This window comes from Candidatus Accumulibacter similis (assembly GCA_013347225.1).
In the GTDB taxonomy this organism is placed as follows: Bacteria; Pseudomonadota; Gammaproteobacteria; order Burkholderiales; family Rhodocyclaceae; genus Accumulibacter; species Accumulibacter similis.
Genome location: CP054595.1, coordinates 4,191,278 through 4,211,737, shown reverse-complemented (window position 1 = coordinate 4,211,737; position 20,460 = coordinate 4,191,278). Strand labels below are relative to the sequence as shown.

Below are 20,460 nucleotides of genomic sequence, written 5' to 3'. Positions count from 1 at the left end.
GCTGCTGGCGCAACCATGAGCAGCCCGCTGTGTCCGCCAAGGACCTCGTAAGCTGGCTCTCAGAGATGTTCGCTGACGCCGGCGCTGGCAAAGCTCGCCATCTCGTTGACGAAAGCGGCAGCCGCGCGGACCAGTGGCCAAGCCAGCGCGGCGCCGGTCCCTTCGCCGAGGCGCAGGCGGAGATCGAGAAGTGGCTCGGCGGCGAGGGCGCGCAGCTGTGCCTGATGGCCGGTTTCGGCAGAGCGATGGCAGAAGACGCAGTAATCGCGAACGGCCGCTGCGTGGCGCACGGCGACCAGAAGGGCCGCGGTGACGATGAAGCCGTCGATCAGCAGCAACATGCGGCGGGCAGCCGCTGCAAGCATGGCGCCGCTCAGCATGGCGATTTCGAAACCGCCGAACTCGGCCAGCACGTCGAGCGCATCGGCGCCGGGCGGCAGGTTGGCCCGGCTCGCCGCCTGCGCCAACAGTGCCTGCTTGCGGGCCAGGCCGGCATCGTCGAGGCCGGTGCCGCGACCGACGCACTCGGTGAGTGGCGTGCCGGTGAGCTGGTGTGTGAGCAGCGCGGCCGACGCGGTATTGCCGATTCCCATTTCGCCGAAAGCGATCACCCGGCAGCCCTCGTCGGCGAGTCCATCGACGATCGCGGCGCCGCGGGCCAGTGCCTGGTCGCGCTGCGCATGGCTCATTGCTGGCTGCACAAGATAGTTGCGGGTACCGCTGGCGATCTTGGCATCGATCAGTCCCCTCCGGGCGCCGAAGTCGTGCGCCACGCCGGCGTCGACGACCTGCAACCGCAGACCGTTGTGGCGCGCGAAGACGTTGATGGCGGCTCCCCCGCCAAGGAAGTTCTCAACCATCTGCCAGGTCACTTCCTGCGGGTAGGCGGAGACGCCGGCAAGTGCGGCCCCGTGGTCGCCGGCGAACACCAGCAGTTGCGGTTGGCCGAGGTCCGGCGTCAGTGACTGCTGGATCATGCCGATCTGCAGTGCCAGACGTTCGAGTTCGCCGAGCGATCCCGGCGGCTTGGTCTTGCCGTCGATCCTCGCCTGCAGCCCGGGGATGGGGGTGATCGCTTCGATCGTGAAGTTCATGGGGACGAATGGCGGCCGCGAAGCTGCGGATTATACTCGTCGCCGGCCCATGATAAGCTCGCCGCCATGCGAGAACTGATCCTGGGTGGCGCCCGTTCGGGCAAGAGTCTGCTGGCCGAGCGGCGGGCAGGCGAGTGCGGTCTGCAGGTGGTCTATGTCGCGACGGCACTGGCGCTCGACGCCGAGATGTCCCGCCGCATCGAGCACCACAAGGCGCGACGCAGTCCGGAGTGGGGACTGGTCGTGGAGCCGCTCGACCTGGCGGTGGCGCTGCGGCGGCATGCGGCGCCGGGGGTCTGCCTGCTGGTCGACTGCCTGACGCTGTGGTTGTCGAACCTGCTGTTTGCCGGTGATGCAGCGGGCCAGGCCGAAGCTGGCGAGGCCATACGCTGCCAGCGTCTTGCTGGCGCGACGCAGGCTCTGGTCGAACTGCTGCCGGAGTTGCCGGGGCGGATCATCCTGGTTTCCAACGAGGTCGGCTGCGGCGTCGTGCCGATGGTGCCCGTGTCGCGGCTGTTCGCCGACGAGCAGGGCCGCCTGAACCAGCGCGTGGCGGCGGTCTGCGAGCGGGTGACGCTGGTTGCCGCGGGTCTGCCGCTGACGCTCAAGTAGGATCTGCTGTTGGCGATCCATCGGTGTTATTGTTCCGCTTGTAAGACAACCTTGCCGAACGAGGAAGCGCGACTATGTACAAGAGAATCATGGTAGCCGTTGACCAGAGTTTCATGACCAGCCAAGTCATGCGGGCGGCGATCGCGCTGGCGCGGGCGAGCGACGCACGGCTGGCGATCTGCCATGCGGTCGACGAGACCCTGCTGGCGCAGCGCGAGGTGGCGATGATGTTGCCCAACAGTGTCGGCAAGACCGAGGCGCGCATGCGTCTCGGCGCCCAGGGCTTCCTGGCTGGCCTGCAGGAGGAGGCCCGTGCCGCCGGCATCGACGCCGAGACCAGGCTCGTCGAGTCGGAGGAGAAGCACGTTTCCGACATGCTGATCGAAGCGTCGGGAGAGTGGCAGGCGGACCTGCTGGTCGTCGGCACGCACGGGCGGCGGGGGATCGAGCGTTTCTTTGTCGGCAGTGTCGCCGAGCGGCTGGTGCGCAAGGGACAGACCTCCCTGCTGCTGGTGCGCGGCGAGGATCCGGAGGCCTAGAGCGGCAGCCATTCGGCCAGGCGCTGCAGATCGATGTTCTGCTCGACGGCGTCGGCGAGCCGCTCGATGTCGCTCTCCCGCCGCTGTCGCGCGTCGAATTGCTGTGCCGGTCGATGGCCCGACCAGGCGAGCAGCGCAGCCAGGGCTGACGGCGAGTCGAAGAGGCCGTGGCAGTAGGTGCCGAGCACTTGGCCGTCTTCCGACAGCGCGCCGTCAGGGCGGCCGTCGAGCATCGTCGCCGGGCGTTGCAGGGCCTCGCCGCTGGTGACCCCCATGTGGATGCGATATCCGCTCAACGGCGGCGAGCCGGAACCGGGCAGCAGAAGACTGCCGCTGACATTCTCGAGCGTCTTCTCGGCGGCCAGCGTCGTCTCGTATTGCAGCCAGCCAAGCCCCGGAGTGCTGCCGGCTGGGCCCTCGAGCCCAAGTGGGTCGTGCAGTTGGCGGCCGAGCATCTGCAGGCCGCCACAGATGCCAATGACCTTGCCGCCGTAGCGCAGGTGCCGGCGAACCGCCTCTTCCCAGCCTTGGGCGCGCAGCCAGGCGAGGTCGGACTGCACCGCCTTCGATCCGGGCAGGACGATCAGGTCACAGGGTGGCGGCCGCTCGTTCGCCGCGACGAAGCGGAAATCGACCTCCGGGTGAAAGCGCAGCGGGTCGAGATCGTTGTGGTTCGAGATCCGCGGGTAGGCCGGCGCGATGACGCGTAGCGCGGGCGCAACCTTGCGTTCGGCTAGGCGCGGCACGGCATCCTCGGCGTCGAGATAGAGGCCGTGGAGATAGGGCAGAACACCGAGCACCGGCTTGCCGGTGCGCCGTTCGAGCCAGCGCAGGCCGCTCTCGAGGAGGCCGATGTCGCCGCGGAAGCGGTTGATGACAAAGCCCTTGACGCGCGCCTGCTCGGACTCGGAGAGCAGGTCGAGCGTTCCGCATAGGTGGGCAAAGACGCCGCCGCGGTCGATGTCGGCGATCAGGATCACCGGGCAGTCGACCGCTTCGGCGAAGCCCATGTTGGCGATGTCGCGATCGCGCAGATTGATTTCCGCTGGGCTGCCAGCACCCTCGACCAGCAGGCACTCGTACTGCCGACACAGGCGTTGCCAGGACGCGAGAACGGCCTGCATCGCCAGCGGCTTGTAGGCGTGGTAGTCGCGTGCATCGAGGTCGCGCATGGCCTTGCCGTGAACGATCACCTGCGCCCGCCTGTCGGTCGCCGGCTTGAGCAGCACCGGGTTGAAGTCGGTGTGCGCCGGCACCCCGGCGGCGAGCGCCTGCAGCGCCTGCGCGCGGCCGATCTCGCCGCCATCTACGGTCACGGCCGAGTTGAGCGCCATGTTCTGAGGCTTGAAGGGTGCGACGCGGACGCCACGGCGGTGGAGGACGCGGCAGAGCGCCGTCACCAGGACGCTCTTGCCGGCGTCGGAAGTGCATCCCTGCACCATCAGGCAGGGGGTTCGCTGGTCGTTCATGCTGGAAGCTCGGATTGGGCGTCGAGATTGTCGCACGTCTGTGATGCGAACTTGTGTTGACGGATGTCGCCGCCATCGGCATTCTTGCTCGGTGGCCGCTGGCGGCTGCTGGCGCTGGCGGCGGCAGACTCCCCAGGCGCGGCATCCGCCATCGGTCAATGGATCCGGGTCAACAGCAACGATAACCAAGGAGGAAGGCGATGGATTTCGATTACGAGGAATGTTCAGGCAAGGCCCACCGCAGCGGCGAGCTCTACCAGATCAAGGTTTCCGAGCTGCATCCGACGCAGTGCGCCGTCGGCCTAGACGAGGTCTATGCGCGGGTGGAGTCGATGCGCAGGAAGAGCCACGATGATCTGACCGCCTACCTGCTCACGCGGCCGGTACCGGTCGTCATCGGCCGCGACAACAAATTTTGTCTCACCGACCATCACCATCTGGCGCGTGCGGTGTGGGAAACGGCGAAGGGAAAGAACGACGCCGGCATCACGACGGACAATGCGCGGGTGGTCGTCGAGGTGCTCTACAACTGGAGTGTGCTCAAGGAGTACAATTTCTGGAAAGCCATGCACGACGCCGCCTGGGTCTACCTTTTCGATCAAAATGGTGGCGGGCCACTGCAACCAGCGCAGTTGCCGACGCACATCAAGGATCTGCGCAACGACCCCTATCGCGGGCTGGCCTGGTACGTGCGGTCGAATTTCGGCTATTCCAAGAGACCGACCGACTTCGCCGAATTCCGCTGGGCGCAGTACTTCCGCATGCGCATGGTTCTCGACAACGACATCCTGCGCAACGAGACCAGGACGACCGACGTGCTGCTCTCCGAGATGAAGGAGGAAGACCGCAAGCGGATCGTCGAGCAGGCCATCGCCTTTGCGAGGTCGCCCGAGGCTGCCGGTCTGCCCGGCTATTCGGGTTTCGTCAGCGGCGCCTGAAGCGCCGGCAGCGGCGGCGCGGCGTGACTGCCGGCACTGCCAGCCGGAAGCGCTTCGTCTGCAGGGATCAACTGGCCGATGAGGGAGCACGAGAATGGAAAGCACGCTGGTCGACCGCCGCTACACCGTTGACCGAGGACAACTGATCCGGCGCCTGCGCGCGGTCCTGCCGGCCAGCGCCCTGCTGGCCGAGGAGGAGGAGATGCGGCCGTACGACTGCGATGGTCTGACCGCCTTTCGCCAGTTGCCGTTGCTGGTCGCGCTGCCGGAGAGCGAGGCACAGGCGCAGGCGATCCTGCGCATTTGCCATGACTTGCGAGCGCCGGTCGTGCCGCGCGGCGCAGCGACCGGCCTCTCGGGTGGTGCGACGCCGCATCCGGACGGGGTGCTGGTGTCGCTGGCGAAGCTGAAGAGGATCATCGCCGTCGATCCGCTGGCGCGCACCGCCATCGTCCAGCCTGGCGTGCGCAACCTGGCGGTCTCCGAGGCTGCGGCGCCGCATGGCCTGTACTACGCGCCCGACCCGTCATCGCAGATCGCGTGCACGATCGGTGGCAATGTCGCCGAGAACGCCGGCGGCGTGCACTGCCTGAAGTATGGCCTGACGGTACACAACGTGCTGCGCGTGCGCGGACTGACGATTGCCGGCGACATCGTCGAGTTTGGCAACGCGGCTCTCGATGCGCCGGGTTACGATCTGCTGGCGCTGCTCAACGGGTCGGAAGGGCTGTTGGCGATGATCACCGAGGTCACCGTCAGGCTGACGCCGAAGCCTGAACTGGCACAGGTCGTGATCGCTTCCTTTGACGATGTCCGCAAGGCTGGCGACGCCGTTGCCAGCATCATCGCTGCCGGCATCATCCCGGCCGGGCTCGAGATGATGGACAAGAAGGCGACGCATGCCGTCGAACCCTACGTCAACGCCGGCTATGACCTGCAGGCGGAGGCGATCCTGCTGTGCGAATCAGACGGCACGCCGGAGGAGGTGGCCGAGGAGATCGGCCGCATGCAGGCGGTGATCGGGAAAAGCGGCGCCGCAGGCATCCGCGTGTCGCAGAACGAGGCCGAGCGGCTGCGCTTCTGGGCCGGGCGCAAGGCGGCCTTTCCTGCGGTCGGCCGCCTGACTCCGGACTACCTGTGCATGGACGGCACGATTCCGCGACGACGGCTGGCGGAAATGCTGGAAGCGATCAACGCGCTGTCCGCGAAGTACGCGCTGCGCTGCGCCAACGTCTTCCACGCCGGTGATGGCAACCTGCACCCGCTGATCATGTACGACGCCAACCAACCGGGAGAACTCGATCGGGCGACTGCCTTTGGGGCGGAGATCCTCGAACTCTCCGTTCGTTTCGGTGGCACCATCACCGGCGAGCATGGTGTCGGCGTCGAGAAGATCATGCTCATGGCCGAGCAGTTCAGCCTGGCGGAGATCGATACCTTTCATCGGCTCAAGGCGGCTTTCGACGAGCATGGCCTGCTCAATCCGGGGAAGGGCGTGCCGACTCTGGCGCGCTGCCGTGAGTACACCCAGGCGCGTGCCGGTACCGCTGCCGCGTCGTCGAGGCCGTGATGGACGCGCTGCTCGACGACTGGGTTGGCCGGGTCAGGGAGACGGCCGCTCGCGGTGGCAAATTGGCGATCCGCGGCGGTGGCAGCAAGTCGTTCTACGGCGGCGCCGAAAGCGGCGAGCCCTTCGCGGCCGGCGACTACCGGGGTATTGTGGCTTATGAGCCGACCGAGCTGGTGGTGACCGCTCGTGCCGGCACCCGCCTCGCCGATCTGGCGGCAACGCTGGCCGAGAGAGGTCAGTGGCTGCCCTTCGAGCCGCCGCTCTTCGGCCCGCAGGCGACCGTTGGCGGCATGCTGGCGTGTGGACTGTCGGGCCCGCGGCGGCAGGCGATGGGCGCCGTGCGCGACTTCGTCCTCGGTGTCCGCTTGCTCGACGGGCGCGGCGAGATGCTTTCATTCGGTGGCCAGGTGATGAAGAATGTTGCCGGCTACGATGTGCCGCGCCTGCTCGCTGGCAGCCTGGGCACCCTCGGCGTCATCCTCGAGGTGTCGCTGAAGGTGCTGCCGCGGCCGGTCGCCGAGTGCAGCCTCCGCCTGGCCATCGACGAGGCGGCGGCGCTGCGGGAGCTCAATCGGTGGGGTGGCCGACCGTTGCCGATTTCCGCTTCGGCCTGGCACGATGGCGTCCTGACGCTGCGTCTTTCGGGCGCGGCGGCGGCGGTCGCGGCGGCGCAGCGGACGCTGGGCGGCGAGCCGCTCGACGATTCCGTCGCAGTTGCCTTCTGGCAGTCGCTGCGCGAGCAGGAGCACGCCTTTTTCGCCGGCGAGGGGCCGCTGTGGCGTCTCGGCCTGCCGTCGGTGGCACCGCCGCAGGGACTGGGGCCAACGCTGATCGAATGGGGTGGCGCGCAACGCTGGCTGCGCGGCGGCGAAGCCGCCGCCATCCGGGCGGCAGCCGCGAGTGCCGGGGGGCATGCCACCCTGTTCCGTGGTGACGCGACGCTGAAGGCCGCCGTCGGAGTGTTCCAGCCGCTGTCCGAACCGCTGGCGAGGATTCATCGCAACCTGAAGCAGGCCTTCGATCCGCTGGCGATCTTCAATCCCGGACGGATGTATCCGGACTTTTGAGAGTTCGCCCATCATGCAGACCAATCTAGCCGATTTCATCCGCGACACACCGGCTGGCCGTGAGGCCGATGCCATTCTGCGCAGTTGCGTTCATTGCGGCTTCTGCACGGCGACCTGCCCGACCTTCCAGTTGCTGGGCGACGAACTCGACGGGCCGCGCGGCCGCATCTATCTGATCAAGCAGATGCTCGAGGGTGAGCCGGTCAGCAAGACGACGCAGGTGCACCTCGACCGCTGCCTCAGCTGTCGTTCCTGCGAGACCACCTGTCCGTCGGGCGTCCGCTATCACCGACTGCTCGAGATCGGGCGCGAAGTCGTCGAGCAGAAGGTGCCGCGTTCGCTGGCGGCGCGGGCGACGCGCTTCCTGCTCTGCGAGGCGCTGCCGCGCAACTGGATCTTCCGGCCGGCGGTGCGTGTTGGCCAGATGATGCGGCCGCTGCTGCCGCGCGTGTTGGCCGAAAAGGTGCCGCCGGCCGCCCCCGGCGGTGCCCGACCATGGCCGCGAGCGGCTGGGCACCGGCGACGGATGATCGCGCTGGCCGGCTGCGTGCAGCCGACGCTGACTCCCAACACCAATGCCGCGACGGCACGCGTTCTCGACCGCCTTGGCATCGAGCTGGTCGAGATGCCCGCTGCCGCCTGCTGTGGCGCCTTGCGCTACCACCTGCATGCCCAGGAGAAGGCGCTTGACGACATGCGGCAGGTCATCGATGCCTGGTGGCCGGAGGTCGAAAGCGGCCGCGTCGAGGCCTTCGTGATGACCGCGTCGGGCTGCGGCGAGCACGTACGCGCCTACGGCGAGCTGCTGCAGCACGACCCGGCCTATGCGGCGAAAGCGGCGCGTATCGCGCGGATGACGCGTGACGCCTCGGAGGTCCTTGCCGGCGAGCGCGAACGCCTCGTCGAGTTGCTGCGCGCGGCCGGTGGCGGCGGCGATCAGCGGGTCGCCTTCCATTCGCCGTGCACGCTGCAGCACGCACAGAAGATCCGCGGCGTCGTCGAGAGCCTGCTCGCCGCCGCCGGTTTCCAGTTGTCAGCGGTGGCCGATCCGCACCTGTGCTGCGGTTCAGCGGGCACCTATTCGATCAGCCAGCCGGTACTGGCGACACAGCTGCGGGACAACAAGCTGGCGGCGATGAACGCCGGTGGGCCGGCATTTCTGGTGACTGCCAACATCGGCTGTCAGACGCACCTGCAGAGTGGCAGCGCGCTGCCGGTACGGCACTGGATCGAACTCATCGACGAATGCCTGGGCACGGCTTCCTGAGAGCCGGTGCGAGGCGCCGAAGGGCGAACGGCTGATGGCGAGCGACAACGAGACCGACGATTACCACGAGCTCTGCCGGAGCTTTCGCTGGCGGCTTCCCGAGTACTTCAACATTGCCGGCGACGTCTGCGGTCGCTGGGCGGGCGATCGCCGCCGTTTCGCGCTGTACTACGAGGATGCGAGCGGCTTCACCTCGGCACACAGCTTCTGGGACATCCAGCGCGAGGCCAATCGCCTGTCCAACGTCCTCGCGGCACTGGCGACGGTCGCCGGCGACCGCGTTGCCATCGTCCTGCCGCAACGCCCGGAAGCTGCCATCGCTCTGGTCGCCATCCTGCAGATGGGCGCCATTGCGGTGCCGCTCGCGCATCGGCTGGGGCCCGATGCGCTTGCACACCGTTTGGGCGATTCCGCAGCATACCTCGCCATCGTCGATGAGACGATGCTGCCGATCCTGGCGCAGATCCGCCACCGGCTGCCGGCATTGCGGCATGTGGTCGGCGTCGGCGCCGCCGTCGGCAAGGCAGTCAAACCCTGGGGCGAAGTGGTCGAGCACGCTTCACCGCGCTACACGCCGGCGATCACGGCAGCCGGCGACGCGGCGCTGATCCTCTACTCAGGCACCTCTTCCGGCAGGGCGCCGGGGGTCGTCATGGCGCACCGGACGCTGCTGGGCAACCTGGATGCCTACGTCAGCGCGCACGAGGGCTTCCCGCAGGCGGGTGATCTCTTCTGGTCAGCCCTCGACTGGGCCGACAGCGGCGGTCTCTGGCAGGGCCTTCTGGCGACTTGGCATTTTGGCCAGCCACTGCTGGCCTACAACGGGCCTTTCGACGCCGGCAAGGCTTTTGTCCTGCTGCAACGCTACGCGGTGCAGAACTGCCTGCTCGCGCCGTTGGCGTTGCAGATCATGCAGCAGACACTGCCCGAGCCGCGGGCGACCTGCGACCTCGACCTGCGCACGCTGGCGAGCAGTGGCCCGCCGCTGGCCGAGTCGGTCCGCAACTGGTCGCAGGAGAAGCTCGGCGTGACGATCAGCGAGCCCTGGTGTGGCAGCGGGACGAGCGGCATTCTGGGCCACTGTGCCGCGCGCTGGCCGAGCAGCGCGGGTTCGCTCGGGCGGCCGTATCCCGGTCACCGGGTGGCGATCGTTGACCGTCAGGGCCGGGTACTCGGGTCGGATGAGGTCGGCGAGCTGGCGGTGAACCGGCAGTGCAACGGCGAGGACGATCCGGCGCTGCTGCTCGGCTTCTGGCGGAGTCCCGCAGAGACCGCCGCCAGCCTGGTCGGCGATGGCTGGGTGTTGACCGGCGATCTGGCGACAGTTGACGCAAAGGGCGATTTCTGGCACCGCGGTCGCGCCGGTGATCTCTGACTCCGGACCCACTTCGCCGCCCCTGCCGTTCGCCGAAAGCGATAGAATTCGTTGTCACGATGACGGCAGGGCACGATCGCCGCGATCTTGCGGCGGGCGCCGCGTGAGCGGCTGCATCGGCGGGGCCGGCGGCCCGGGAGGAGCACGCGAATGGACGAAGCAGAGGCTGGATCGCCAGCCCGAAAAGGCGACGAGCGGCGGCACAGGCTGCGCCTGCGCCTATTGTTCGATGGGGCCTACGCGATGATCGAGCCGTTCTTCGATCCCGACCAGGGCTGGGCTGGCCAGCCACTCGAGCACCTCGCGTATCGCATCGTGCGTGAGAACTTCCCCGAGCTGAACGCCGAGGAGGTGCATCTGCTCGTCGTCGCTGCGCATCGCGTGTACATCGAGCGCAATCCGGATCGCAGTGGCCATCTGCCACGGCCGGAGGAACTGCGACGGGTGGTGTTCCGCTGCTAGCGGGGCAGGTCGGCAAGAAGCCCTGCGTCCAGACCGCTGCGGGATGGGTACCCGTGGTGCGGATCGCGCAGCGGTTGTCAGGATCAGCAAGAGACGAGGGACATGGGGATTTCAGTTGATGCCTGCGTTGCCCAGCATCAGGGTGATCGCCGCGAACAGCAGGACCGCGCCGCCATCGTGCCGCATCCGCGTGGTGGCGGGGTCGTCCTCGCGGTGGTGGCGGACGGCATGGGCGGCCACACCGGCGGGGTGATCGCTGCCAAGCAGGTGATCCACACCGCACGCAACAACCTCGAGGGCTTTTCGGCACGTACCGATTCGGCCCGGGTGCTGCTCGAGTCGAGCTTCAACGAGGCGCACATGCTGATCAAGGCATCGCGTTTCATCAACGAGAAGGACCCGCACAGCACGGCGGTCATGCTGCTCCTGCAGCCGGGCAAGGTGAGCTGGGCGCACTGCGGCGACAGCCGTCTCTACCACTTCCGCGGCGACAGCCTGGTCTTTCGCAGCACCGATCATTCCTATGTCGAGCAACTCGTGGTGCAGGGTCGCCTGACACCGGAACAGGCGCTGGTGCATCCCAACCGCAACATCCTGCTGACTTCACTCGGTGGCATCGAGCTGCCGAAGATCGCCTTTGGCGAAAGCGCGAGCCTGCAGGCCGGAGACACCTTCCTGCTCTGCTCCGACGGCCTCTGGGCCCATTTCAGCGATCAGGAGCTCGGGTGGGTGATCAACGGCTCCGCGTCGGCGCGTGAGGCGTCGGAGCTGCTGATCGGGCGCGCGCGCTCTCTCGGCAATGGCGACGGCGACAACATCTCGCTGGCCATCCTGAAAGTCTTCGATGCGGCGACAGCAGAGCAGGCAGTCAGGCCGGCAGCCGAACTGGCGTCACTTGCGGCCCAGTCCGCCCAGTAGGGCAGCGACCGGACGGCGGGTCTTGTGCGGGTGTTCGCCGTGTGCCGGGAGCCTGGCGCCTTCACCGGCAGCGGTGGTCGCGACCGGATGCGGTACGGCGCTCTCGTAGGGCTTGCTGAAGTCGAAATCGTCGGTGGCGACTGGTTGCGGACGCGCGCCGCCGCGCCCGTCACGTCCGTCACGTCCATCGCGACGCTCGCTGGCGCGGCCTGACGAGCGCTGCTCGTCGCGTACGCCTGCCGTGGCCGCGGCCGGCGGCGGCGACGCCGGCCGCCGCGGGTGCCCGCGCTTGCCGGTCGGTGGATAGCAGTAATCGTACTCCGGCTCGAATCCGGGAACGACCACCTGCTCCACCTGCAGCCGGATCAGCTTCTCGATGTCGGCAAGGTACTGCACTTCGCTGGCCGAGACCAGCGAGACCGCGGTTCCCGGCTTGCCGGCCCGGCCGGTGCGGCCAATACGATGGATGTAGTCCTCGGGCGTGTGCGGCAGCTCGTAGTTGATCACGTGCGGCAGTTCGTCGATATCGAGTCCGCGGGCGGCAACGTCGGTCGCGACGAGGACGAGAATCGATCCATCCTTGAACGCCTCGAGCGCCTTCAGCCGGTCCTGCTGGCTCTTGTCGCCATGGATCGAGTCGGCGGCGATGCCGGCCCGTTGCAGGTCGCGCGCCAGCCGGTTGGTCTCGATCTTGGTGCGGGTGAACACCAGCACCTGATTGAAATCGGCCGACTTCAGCAGTTTCACCAGCAGCGCCCGCTTCGCCACCGCAGCAACCGGGTGCACACGGTGGGTGATGGTTTCCGATACCGTGTTGCGCCTGGCGACCTCGATCAGCACCGGTGACTTCAGCATGCGGTCGGCGAGTTTCTTGATCTCCTCGGAGAAGGTTGCCGAGAAGAGCAGGCTCTGCCGTTGTGTCGGCAGCAGGTTGATGATGCGCGTGACGTCAGGGATGAAGCCCATGTCGAGCATGCGGTCGGCTTCGTCGAGCACGAGGGCCTGGACGCTGCCAAAATTGAGGCATTTCTGCTCGAAGAGGTCGAGCAGGCGGCCTGGGGTCGCCACCAGAACCTCGACGCCGCAGCGGATCTCGGCGAGCTGCGGCTTGATGTCTACGCCGCCATAAACGCAGGCGCTGCGGATCGCAACGTACCGGCTGTAGGTTCTGACCGATTCGTGCACCTGGATCGCCAGCTCTCGCGTCGGTGCCAGCATCAGCACCCGCACCGGATGGCGAGCCGGCGACGGGCTCGCGCTGGCAAAGCCCAGGATGCGCTGCAACAGTGGCAGGGTGAAGGCTGCCGTCTTGCCGGTGCCGGTTTGTGCACCGCCCATCAGATCGCGGCCGGCGAGGACGAGCGGAATGGCTTGCGCCTGAATCGGCGTTGGTTCGGCGTAGCCCTGATCGGCAACCGCTCGCAACAGATCAGGGTGCAATCCGAGTTCATCGAAACGCATGGGCGAAGCCTCTGAAGTGGGTCATAATCAGTCTCATATAAGACTGATTATACATGGCCGGCCGCCGTGTACCCGGCTCCGTGGCGCTGACTGCGGGGCGGGGGTCCGGCTCAACCACCACTCAGACGGCGAAGGGCTCGTTCGGCGGCAGCGTCAAAGAGGCCGATGCGTGACACGATTCGCGCCTCGCCGGTGGCCATCTGCCGGGCGACGACCGAGCGATGCGTTGCCACTGCCCAGCTCCAGTCCGGGTTGAACAGCAGGACCGTCGCCCCGGCCGGGTCCTGCCAGCAACACAGGCCGCACAGTGGCCCGGCGTCCGGCAGGCTGAAGCGCAGCCATTCCCCGACCTGCCAGCTCGCCGCGGCGGCCTTCTGTGCGGTGCGCTCGCCGACCGTGTTGCCAAGGTAGCGTACCTGCCGTCCATCGCTCGCGAGCAGTTGCGATCCGTTGCCGGTGCCGTCGGCGAGCCTGTTGGCGAACGTGTTCGCTGACGGCGCAGCGGGCGTCTCCGCTGTTGCCGGAGTGGCCGCCGGCTGATTGCGCAGCGCGGCTGTCTGCAGGTCGAAAAGCCGGTCGAGGAAGGGCTTGCGCTCGGCCGTCGCGACGCCGATCTCGTCGAGTCCCTCGCCGATCCGCCTGAGCAGCGACGAGGCCATCCCGGCCAGCCTCTTGCGCTCGTCGGGACCCTGCTTCGGCAACACGCTCCAGATCAGATCGTCGGCGGTCCGGCTGTGCCGCTGCCAGCGCTCGCCGTGTGGGCTTTCGCCGGCGGCAGCGGAGATCATCACTTGCAGCCAGTAGGTTTCGAGAAAGGCGGCGATGTCGGCCGAGCGCGTCCGCGCCAGGCTCGTTCGCAGCCAGGTCGACGCGAGCTGGCTGGCGTAGCGGCGGTTATCGTGCGTGCGCACCATCTGCACGTACGGTTCGGCCGCCACCCGGATCGTCCGTTCGCGCTCATCGATCAGCTCTGCCAGATCGGCGAGTGGGGCATCGAGATCGACAGGCTGCCGTCCGAGCGCTGTGCGCGCCGTTACTGCCAGCCGGGACAACCGTTCGCACAGCGGGTGCGACGATGGAGCGCTGCGTGCCAGTCCGAGTGCCGCGTGGCCGAGTCGGTTGAGCAGCACGCGGGCAGGGTGTGCCTCGTCGGCGAGCAGCGCCGGATCGATGATCGCCACTTTCAGCATCGGAATCTGCAGGCTGCCGAGCGCCGCCCGGATGGCATCCGGCAGCTCATCCGACTCGAAGATCGCATCGAAGATCAGCGCCATGGTGTCGATTACGATCGCTTCCGGTCGTCCTGCCGGCAGATCGAGGTCCTGCGATCGCGGCGCGGAACTGTTGGCGGCATGGGCCGCCAGGGGGTCTGCTGCGGGCGTGCGTGCCTCGAGCGCAGCCAGGCGGGCGAGCAGGTGGTTGAGCATCACGAGCGCTGCCGTGTCGAGCGTCGGGCTGCCGGCCTGCGGGCTGCCATCGCCGGTCAGCGGGGCGGAGCCTGCCGTCGGTGTGCCGGCAGTGCGCTGGCGGATGATCTCCTGCAGTGCCGAGCTCGACGTGCCGCCATTGCTGGCCGTGTTCCGTGGCGGCGGTGCCGTCGCCATGCCCGTGTCGGCCTTTTGCCGTCTCTCCGCCGGCGCCGCGTCGACTCCCTGGCTGGCGAGGAAGTCGTCGATCTCGCCATAGATCAGGGGAAGTTGCTGCAGCAGCCGCTGTTCGATCCGATCGAGCAGGGTCAGCGCCTCCTCGAGGCCGCGGGCAGCCTCGCGACAGAGTGCCCAGAGCCCAAGGCAGATCACCTCGGGACCCAGTGGCTCGTCGCCCTCGTTGATTGCCGACCAGCCGAGCAGCGTCAGGTAGCGCGACTGGCAGCGAGACAGGGCACGCCCGCCCACTTCGCGCAGGCGGCCGCCGAGGCTGCGCATGCGGATGTCGAGTTCGAGATCGTCGTCGCCCATCAGGGTGAGGCGCGAGGCCGTCAACTCGCTGGCTTGCCCGAAGTCGTCGTCGGAGTGGGTTGACAGGAGTTCGTCATGCGCTTCGCCGACCTCGCGCTCGAAAGCTGCCGCCGCTGCCGGCGAATGTGCCGCGCAGATCCGGACGACATCGCCCAGCCGGCGTTGAAGGATCTCCCTGCTGGCGCGGGTCAGCGCGAGCTGCCGCTCTCCGGCGCGATTGGTTGGCGGTTCGTATGGAAGCATCGGCCAAGCCTTCGGGTTGCTCCCGCATATCGCGGGTGGTCTCGATTGGTGTATCGTGATGCGGCGCGTCTGTCGGCTGCAGCCTGCGTTGCTGCGGTTTCGGAATCGTGGCACCGATTATAGACGACGATATCCGTCGTCATGCATGGGCGTCGGTCGATGGCGCCGAGCTTGAATTCCTTGCGCGCAGGGGGCGCCGAGGATCGTGATGGTCGTCGCTGTGCGACAAGCGGGAGAAGACATGAAACGGACATGCCTTGGCAACAGTGACCTGCAGGTGTCCGAGCTTTGCCTCGGAACGATGACCTTTGGCCAACAGAACAGCGAAGCGGAAGCGCATGCGCAGCTCGACCGGGCGCTGGCTGCCGGCATCAACTTCATCGACACCGCCGAGATGTACCCGGTGCCACCGCGGGCGGCAACCTGCGGCCGGACCGAGGAGATCGTCGGCCGCTGGCTGCGCGGCCAGGCGCGCGACCGCCTGGTTGTCGCCAGCAAGGCCGCCGGGCCGTCGCGTGGCCTGAACTGGATACGCGGCGGCCATCTCGGGTTCGACTACGGCAGCCTGCGCAGCGCGGTCGAAGGCTCGCTGCGACGGCTGCAGAGCGACTGCATCGACCTCTATCAACTGCACTGGCCGGCGCGCAACCAGCCGATGTTCGGCCAGTGGCAGTTCGATCCGGCCAGGGAGCATGCCGCGACCCCGATTCTGGAAACCATCGAGGCGCTGGCGAGGCTGATGCAGGACGGCAAGATCCGACAGTACGGCCTGTCGAACGAGCATCCGTGGGGCGTCATGGAGTTCGTTCGCCTGGCGCGCGAGAACGGTCTGCCACGGCCGGTTTCGCTGCAGAATGCCTACAACCTGCTCAACCGGGTCTACGAGAGCGGTCTCGCCGAGGTCTGTCACCGCGAGCACATCAGCCTGCTGCCGTACTCGCCGCTCGCCTTCGGTACCCTGACCGGCAAGTACCTGCGCGACCCCGGGTCAGCAGGTCGCATCAACGAGTTTCCCGGCTTCGGCCAGCGCTACGGCAAGGCCGGCGTCGCGCCGGCGGTGCAAGCCTACGTCGAACTGGCGGCCAGGCACGGGCTGGCGCCGGCGCAACTGGCGCTGGCCTTTGTATACTCGCGCTGGTTCGTCGCCAGCACGATCATCGGTGCCACCAGCGTCGCGCAGTTCGACGAGAACCTCGGTGCGCTTGCGCTGCACCTGTCGCCGACGATCGTGGCGGAGATCGACGAAATTCACCTGCGCTGCGGCAACCCGGCTCCTTGAGCGGCGGCAGTGCCCAGCCGCCGGCAGGCACAGGCCGTTGCAGCGGACTCGCCGGCGAGGAGATCCCTGGTGCAGTTCGCCAGCGAACCGGTGCCGGTGCCGTGCCGGGCGTCCGCGCGACGACGCGCGCCAGCTCCTATTCCCTGGTTGCAGCCTTCGGCGCCGGCCTGCCTTCAGCATCGGCTTGTTCGGCGGCCTTCTTCTTCTTGCTGCCGGGCGGTTGCGGCGGTGGCAGTTGTGGCTCGACGGTTTCCAGCTTGTTTTCGCGCATGTAGATGTCCATGTCGCGCCAGCCTTCGTAGACCGAGGCCTTCGGCAGCCACGAGTAGATCGAATAGCAGTCCTCGATCGCCCGTCCGGATTGCCGGCACGCACCGCCGACTGCCTTGCCCTCGGCATCGAGACGCGCGAGCTTTGCTCCTGCTGGCTCGATGCCGACAGCCTGCTGCACCGAGTCACAGGCGCTCAGGCCAGGCAGCAGCCAGCAGGCGATCAGGAGGGTACGAATTGGCAGGCGCGCACGATGGAACACGGTGCTTCCCGAGAAGCTGAAGGTCAGTCCCGCATTTTAACCACAAACGAAGGCTTGCCACGCCGCTTTCGCTGCCGGTGGTGACGCTTTGTGGCTGCCGCTGGGCGGCATCGCTTGCCAGTACTTTGCCTCCTGCCGCTATAATCGCACTCTTTTTCTCGCTACCAAAGGACTGCCATGCTCTTGCGCAAATTCCTTCCGACGGCACTGGCTCTTGCCCTTGCCGCTTCCATGCCCAGCCTGACGGCGGCCGCGCCGGCAGAGATCCTGCTGTCGCACCAGCTCGACGAGGAGCGTGCCGAGCGCGTCGAGAAGGTGGTGGAGCGCTTCAACGGAGGCCAGAAGGACTACCAAGTCAAACTGGTGCGCCGCGTGCAGGGCGAACCGGCGACGGATCTCAACCTCGTGACGCGTGAGGAGCAGGGGCATTACGTCGCCGCCAAGGCGACCTTCAAACCGATCCAGCAGATCATGACCGAAGCCGGCATTCCCTTCGACGGCAGCAGGATCGCTCCCGAAATGCGCGTTGGCCTGACCGATGCGAAAGGCGGCTTGGCGGCTCTGCCGCTCGGCCTGTCCACACCGATCCTGTTCATCAACAAGAGCGCCTTCCGCAAGGCCGGCCTCGACCCTGAGAAGCCGCCCAAGACCTGGGCCGAAGTGCAGCAGGCAGCGGACAAGCTCTTCGACGCCGGCAGCAAGTGCCCGTATGCCACTTCCTGGCCGGCGTGGGTGCATATCGACAACCTCAGCGCCTGGAATGGCGTCGAAGTCGCCGATGCCAAGGGCCGGCTGATCTTCAACGGCCTGCCGCAGGTCAAGCACACGGCGCTGCTGACGACTTGGGCGAAGGCGCGCTTCTTCATCTACTTCGGCCGCCGCGACGAGGCCGACAGGCGCTTCGCGGAAGGCGAGTGTGGGATGCTGACCAGTTCGTCGGCGCTCTTCGGCGCGCTGCATGAGAGCCGCAGGGTCGACACCGGCGTCTCGCCTTTGCCCTATCACGACGATGTGCAGGGAGCGCCGCAGCAGACCCTGGCCGGTGGTGCGTCGCTGTGGGCTGCCGCCGGCCGGAAGCCGGCCGAGTACAAGGGAATCGCGCAGCTCGTCCGCTTCCTGATGGAACCAGATATGCAGGTCCAGCTCACCGCTGCCTCGGGCTTCCTGCCGATGACCGCCGCCGGGCGCGCCGCCGCCGGCAGCAAGCTGCTGCAGCCTGACGTTGCCGGTCTCAACATCGCCTATCGCCAGTTGCAGGGTCCGGCGGCGCTGCGCACGATTCGTGTCTCGGAGATCGAGAAGGTGCGCATCATCGTCGAGGAGGAACTCGAGGCCGCCTGGTCCGGCAAGACGCCGGCCAAGGAGGCGCTCGACATCGCCGTGCAGCGCGGCAATCTGGTCATGAACCAGGCGCCGGCGGCAGCGGCCAAGGCGCCAGCCAGGAAGAAGTGATCACGGCGCGGCTCGGCTGGCGCCTGCCGCGCGTTTTCGCACACCGCTGCGGTGGTGCGCTGGCCCCCGAGAACACGCTCTCCGGCCTGCGCATCGCTGCCTGTCTCGGCATCACGGCGGTCGAATTCGACGTCATGCTGTCGGCCGACGGGTCGCCCTGGCTGTTGCATGACGAGACCCTCGAACGGACCACCGATGGCGCAGGCCGCGTGTGTGACGCGAGCGACGCGCGGCTGCGTCGCCTCGATGCCGGCGTCAGTCGGCACCCGGCTTTCGCCGGCGAAGGTGTGCCGACCCTGGCCGCGGCTGCGGCCGCGTGTCGTCAGCTTGGCCTGCACGCCAATGTCGAGATCAAGCCGGCGGCCGGCTGCGAAGAACTGACCGGCAGAGTCGTCGGGCGGCTGGTGGAGGAATTGTGGAGCGGCACCGGGCAACTGCCGCCACTCGTCTCGTCGTTCTCCGAAGCCGCGCTTCGGGCGGCGCGCACGGTGGCGCCGACCCTGCCGGTCGGCTGCCTCTTCGAGCGCGTCCCCGCCGACTGGCGCATGCGCCTGCGCCGGCTCGGGGCGCTGACGCTGCACTGCGACGCCGCGCTGCTGGACGATCGCGTGCTCGCGGAAGCACGCGCCGGCGAAATACCGGTGCTCTGCTATACGGTCAATGATCCGCTGCTGGCGTCGGACCTGTTCGCACGTGGCGTCGCGGCGGTGTTCACCGATCGCATCGACCTCATCGCCGACGGCGAGTCGGCAGCCGGGCGCGCGGCGGATCATGCCGGCAGCGGCAGGGTCGCGTGATCCCAGACGCCGCCCATCGCCCGTGCGAGGTCGATGAGCGCGATGCGGACAGGTGCGGCCGAGACCGGGGTGGCGTGTCTGCTGCTCTGCCGGCGCGGTGGCCGTGCGCCAGGCGGTTGACGCAGGCGTTGCTGGTTGGCAGCTTGACTCGCAGCCACCGCTGCTTCATCTTTCCCACTTGCTGCGGCGCCTTGGAAACGAGGCAGCAAGGATGTGACAGGGGGGAGGCATGGGAATTCTCGACTGGCTTTTCGGCGGCAATGACGTGGCGACCGGGACGGTCGTCGATCCGGCGGTCATCGAAACGCGCATCGAGCAGGTGGTGGGGATCGTCAATCCGCGCCTGAAGCTCGTTCCCGGTTATCGTCGCAGGCTGGCTCCGGCTGTCGAGCAGGCAGTCCTGTACTGCCGGAAGATCGAGGCGCAGATTCCCCGGGCGATCGAGGCCAGTGCGGCGCTGTGGGCAGACAATCCGGTCCTGCGCGCGGTTTTTGCCAGCGCTCGCGATGTCCCGGCGGTCTTCAGTCGCAGCCGGGCGGTCCAGGATTTTTTCGACCAGGCGGCGGACGCCGACCATGTGTGGGCGGCTCTGCGTTTCATTCGTTGCGAGGAGCAACGCGTCGTGGTGGCGACGAGCGGCGACGTGGTGCAGCGCGACGTCGTGCGAACGGCCGTTTCGTGTGGCGACAAGAAGGTCGTCCTGCCGAGCGGCTGCGAGGAGGAGGCGCGGCTCGAGATTCGCCGCCGTGCATTCAGGTTCCTGGCGAACGAAGCGCTGCGGCAGATCGCTTCGGCCGCGGTGATCAGCAATGACCTCGCGACACAGCGCTCGATCCTGCTCGACCGGCTGATGATCCTCAAGGGACAGCGAGCCGGCCTCGAAACGGTGGTTGGTCATGGCGGGCGGCGGGAAGTGCAGATCGAGGAGGTCGAAGCCAGCCTGTCGCGGAACGAACAGGCGCTGGCAGCGTGTTCGATTGCCGGCAACGCGCTCGAACATGCCATCGAGCGCATCCAGCACGTGCTGATGCACGGCGCCGACCATCTTCACATCGAAACGGCCAGGTTGCGACTGGATCAGATGAATCTCGTCGTCCCGGAAGGATCGGACGAGGCAGCCGTCGACATCGCGCTGCCGCTGGTGGTGGTCAGGAGCGCTCCGGTCATCAGCCTGCTGCCGTGCCGCTTTCCTCGCCGCGAACTCATCCGGCGCCGAACCCTGCTCAGCGATGCGCAGCGATGGGTCTGCTGAGCGGGGCAGCGAGCTCCATCTCGCCGCAGCGCGGCATCCGTATCTTCATCGCAGCCTGCCGAGCTACTCAACGCTTCGAGGAGACGGGGGGCCGCCGCGGGAGCACTCGAGTCCGCTTCCGTTGGCCTGCTCACAGCCCCATTGCGATCGTCCTGAAGCGCGATGCTACTCGCCT

Annotated in this window: 18 protein-coding genes; 13 read left to right on the top strand and 5 right to left on the bottom strand. The window is 67.5% G+C overall.

The features are described 5' to 3' along the window. Window positions 1-59: 59 nt before the first annotated feature. The gene (cobT, locus tag HT579_18555) at window positions 60-1,094 is read right to left on the bottom strand and encodes a nicotinate-nucleotide--dimethylbenzimidazole phosphoribosyltransferase (protein QKS30744.1); all 1,035 of its coding nucleotides are present in this window, start codon (window positions 1,092-1,094) and stop codon (window positions 60-62) included. Between the two features lie 66 nt (window positions 1,095-1,160). Here cobT and cobU point away from each other — a divergent pair, with 66 nt between their 5' ends. Together cobU and HT579_18545 are read left to right on the top strand one after the other, a co-directional pair. Then, window positions 1,161-1,706, top strand: coding sequence for a bifunctional adenosylcobinamide kinase/adenosylcobinamide-phosphate guanylyltransferase (gene cobU, locus HT579_18550; GenBank protein QKS30743.1), 546 nt, complete (start codon window positions 1,161-1,163; stop codon window positions 1,704-1,706). Between the two features lie 74 nt (window positions 1,707-1,780). After that, on the top strand, window positions 1,781-2,245 hold the full coding sequence (locus HT579_18545; GenBank protein ID QKS30742.1) for a universal stress protein: 465 nt from the start codon (window positions 1,781-1,783) through the stop codon (window positions 2,243-2,245). On the opposite strand, the gene HT579_18540 is transcribed toward HT579_18545, so the two are convergent. Next, entirely contained in the window at window positions 2,242-3,687 is a 1,446-nt protein-coding gene (locus HT579_18540; protein ID QKS31712.1) for a cobyric acid synthase, read from the bottom strand. The two genes, HT579_18545 and HT579_18540, sit on opposite strands and share 4 nt — an antisense overlap. Window positions 3,688-3,914: 227 nt before the next feature. Between HT579_18540 and HT579_18535 the strand changes: the two genes are divergently transcribed. From HT579_18535 to HT579_18505, 7 genes are all read left to right on the top strand, one after another. Next, window positions 3,915-4,652 carry a hypothetical protein gene (locus tag HT579_18535; protein ID QKS30741.1) on the top strand — a complete coding sequence of 246 codons (738 nt, stop codon included), beginning with the start codon at window positions 3,915-3,917 and terminating at the stop codon, window positions 4,650-4,652. Between the two features lie 94 nt (window positions 4,653-4,746). Further along, window positions 4,747-6,222, top strand: a complete 1,476-nt coding sequence (locus HT579_18530) for an FAD-binding protein (GenBank protein ID QKS30740.1) — start codon at window positions 4,747-4,749, stop codon at window positions 6,220-6,222. Further along, the gene (gene glcE / locus HT579_18525; protein QKS30739.1) at window positions 6,222-7,289 is read left to right on the top strand and encodes a glycolate oxidase subunit GlcE; all 1,068 of its coding nucleotides are present in this window, start codon (window positions 6,222-6,224) and stop codon (window positions 7,287-7,289) included. Before HT579_18530 ends, glcE begins: the two co-directional genes overlap by 1 nt. Before the next feature lie 13 nt (window positions 7,290-7,302). Next, entirely contained in the window at window positions 7,303-8,556 is a 1,254-nt protein-coding gene (glcF, locus tag HT579_18520) for a glycolate oxidase subunit GlcF (protein ID QKS30738.1), read from the top strand. Between the two features lie 34 nt (window positions 8,557-8,590). Further along, window positions 8,591-9,931 (top strand): AMP-binding protein, encoded by a 1,341-nt coding sequence (locus HT579_18515; protein ID QKS30737.1) that lies wholly within the window; start codon window positions 8,591-8,593, stop codon window positions 9,929-9,931. A 150-nt stretch (window positions 9,932-10,081) separates the two neighbouring features. Next, complete coding sequence (locus HT579_18510; GenBank protein ID QKS30736.1) at window positions 10,082-10,393, top strand: hypothetical protein; 312 nt, start codon at window positions 10,082-10,084, stop codon at window positions 10,391-10,393. 102 nt (window positions 10,394-10,495) lie between these two features. Next, a complete protein-coding gene (locus HT579_18505; protein QKS30735.1) occupies window positions 10,496-11,311 on the top strand; it encodes a serine/threonine-protein phosphatase in 816 nt (271 codons plus the stop codon). Here the strand turns inward: HT579_18505 and HT579_18500 are convergent. Together HT579_18500 and HT579_18495 are read right to left on the bottom strand one after the other, a co-directional pair. Then, window positions 11,285-12,772, bottom strand: coding sequence for a DEAD/DEAH box helicase (locus tag HT579_18500; GenBank protein ID QKS30734.1), 1,488 nt, complete (start codon window positions 12,770-12,772; stop codon window positions 11,285-11,287). The two genes, HT579_18505 and HT579_18500, sit on opposite strands and share 27 nt — an antisense overlap. A 110-nt stretch (window positions 12,773-12,882) precedes the next feature. Next, window positions 12,883-14,973 (bottom strand): DUF1631 family protein, encoded by a 2,091-nt coding sequence (locus HT579_18495; GenBank protein ID QKS30733.1) that lies wholly within the window; start codon window positions 14,971-14,973, stop codon window positions 12,883-12,885. 241 nt (window positions 14,974-15,214) lie between these two features. On the opposite strand from HT579_18495, the gene HT579_18490 reads away from it, so the two are divergent. Then, window positions 15,215-16,252 carry an aldo/keto reductase gene (locus HT579_18490; protein ID QKS30732.1) on the top strand — a complete coding sequence of 346 codons (1,038 nt, stop codon included), beginning with the start codon at window positions 15,215-15,217 and terminating at the stop codon, window positions 16,250-16,252. Between the two features lie 136 nt (window positions 16,253-16,388). Here the strand turns inward: HT579_18490 and HT579_18485 are convergent, their stop codons facing one another. Next, on the bottom strand, window positions 16,389-16,784 hold the full coding sequence (locus tag HT579_18485; protein ID QKS30731.1) for a hypothetical protein: 396 nt from the start codon (window positions 16,782-16,784) through the stop codon (window positions 16,389-16,391). A 177-nt stretch (window positions 16,785-16,961) separates the two neighbouring features. Here HT579_18485 and HT579_18480 point away from each other — a divergent pair, with 177 nt between their 5' ends. The 3 genes from HT579_18480 (at window position 16,962) to HT579_18470 (ending at window position 20,285) form a co-directional block, all read left to right on the top strand. After that, window positions 16,962-18,236 (top strand): extracellular solute-binding protein, encoded by a 1,275-nt coding sequence (locus HT579_18480; GenBank protein ID QKS30730.1) that lies wholly within the window; start codon window positions 16,962-16,964, stop codon window positions 18,234-18,236. Continuing rightward, entirely contained in the window at window positions 18,233-19,033 is an 801-nt protein-coding gene (ugpQ, locus tag HT579_18475) for a glycerophosphodiester phosphodiesterase (protein QKS30729.1), read from the top strand. The genes HT579_18480 and ugpQ overlap by 4 nt, the downstream gene beginning before the upstream one ends. 229 nt (window positions 19,034-19,262) lie before the next feature. Next, entirely contained in the window at window positions 19,263-20,285 is a 1,023-nt protein-coding gene (locus tag HT579_18470) for a hypothetical protein (GenBank protein ID QKS30728.1), read from the top strand. Window positions 20,286-20,460: the final 175 nt, after the last annotated feature.

Bases quoted from the DNA above. Each gene is read 5' to 3' on its own strand.
- HT579_18470 (QKS30728.1), top strand. From the start codon at position 19,263: ATGGGAATTCTCGACTGGCTTTTCGGCGGCAATGACGTGGCGACCGGG.
- HT579_18480 (QKS30730.1), top strand. From the start codon at position 16,962: ATGCTCTTGCGCAAATTCCTTCCGACGGCACTGGCTCTTGCCCTTGCC.
- HT579_18515 (QKS30737.1), top strand. From the start codon at position 8,591: ATGGCGAGCGACAACGAGACCGACGATTACCACGAGCTCTGCCGGAGC.
- glcE (QKS30739.1), top strand. From the start codon at position 6,222: ATGGACGCGCTGCTCGACGACTGGGTTGGCCGGGTCAGGGAGACGGCC.
- HT579_18505 (QKS30735.1), top strand. From the start codon at position 10,496: ATGGGGATTTCAGTTGATGCCTGCGTTGCCCAGCATCAGGGTGATCGC.
- glcF (QKS30738.1), top strand. From the start codon at position 7,303: ATGCAGACCAATCTAGCCGATTTCATCCGCGACACACCGGCTGGCCGT.
- HT579_18500 (QKS30734.1), bottom strand. From the start codon at position 12,772: ATGCGTTTCGATGAACTCGGATTGCACCCTGATCTGTTGCGAGCGGTT.
- cobT (QKS30744.1), bottom strand. From the start codon at position 1,094: ATGAACTTCACGATCGAAGCGATCACCCCCATCCCCGGGCTGCAGGCG.
- HT579_18510 (QKS30736.1), top strand. From the start codon at position 10,082: ATGGACGAAGCAGAGGCTGGATCGCCAGCCCGAAAAGGCGACGAGCGG.
- HT579_18545 (QKS30742.1), top strand. From the start codon at position 1,781: ATGTACAAGAGAATCATGGTAGCCGTTGACCAGAGTTTCATGACCAGC.
- HT579_18530 (QKS30740.1), top strand. From the start codon at position 4,747: ATGGAAAGCACGCTGGTCGACCGCCGCTACACCGTTGACCGAGGACAA.
- HT579_18495 (QKS30733.1), bottom strand. From the start codon at position 14,973: ATGCTTCCATACGAACCGCCAACCAATCGCGCCGGAGAGCGGCAGCTC.
- HT579_18535 (QKS30741.1), top strand. From the start codon at position 3,915: ATGGATTTCGATTACGAGGAATGTTCAGGCAAGGCCCACCGCAGCGGC.
- HT579_18490 (QKS30732.1), top strand. From the start codon at position 15,215: ATGAAACGGACATGCCTTGGCAACAGTGACCTGCAGGTGTCCGAGCTT.
- HT579_18540 (QKS31712.1), bottom strand. From the start codon at position 3,687: ATGGTGCAGGGATGCACTTCCGACGCCGGCAAGAGCGTCCTGGTGACG.
- cobU (QKS30743.1), top strand. From the start codon at position 1,161: ATGCGAGAACTGATCCTGGGTGGCGCCCGTTCGGGCAAGAGTCTGCTG.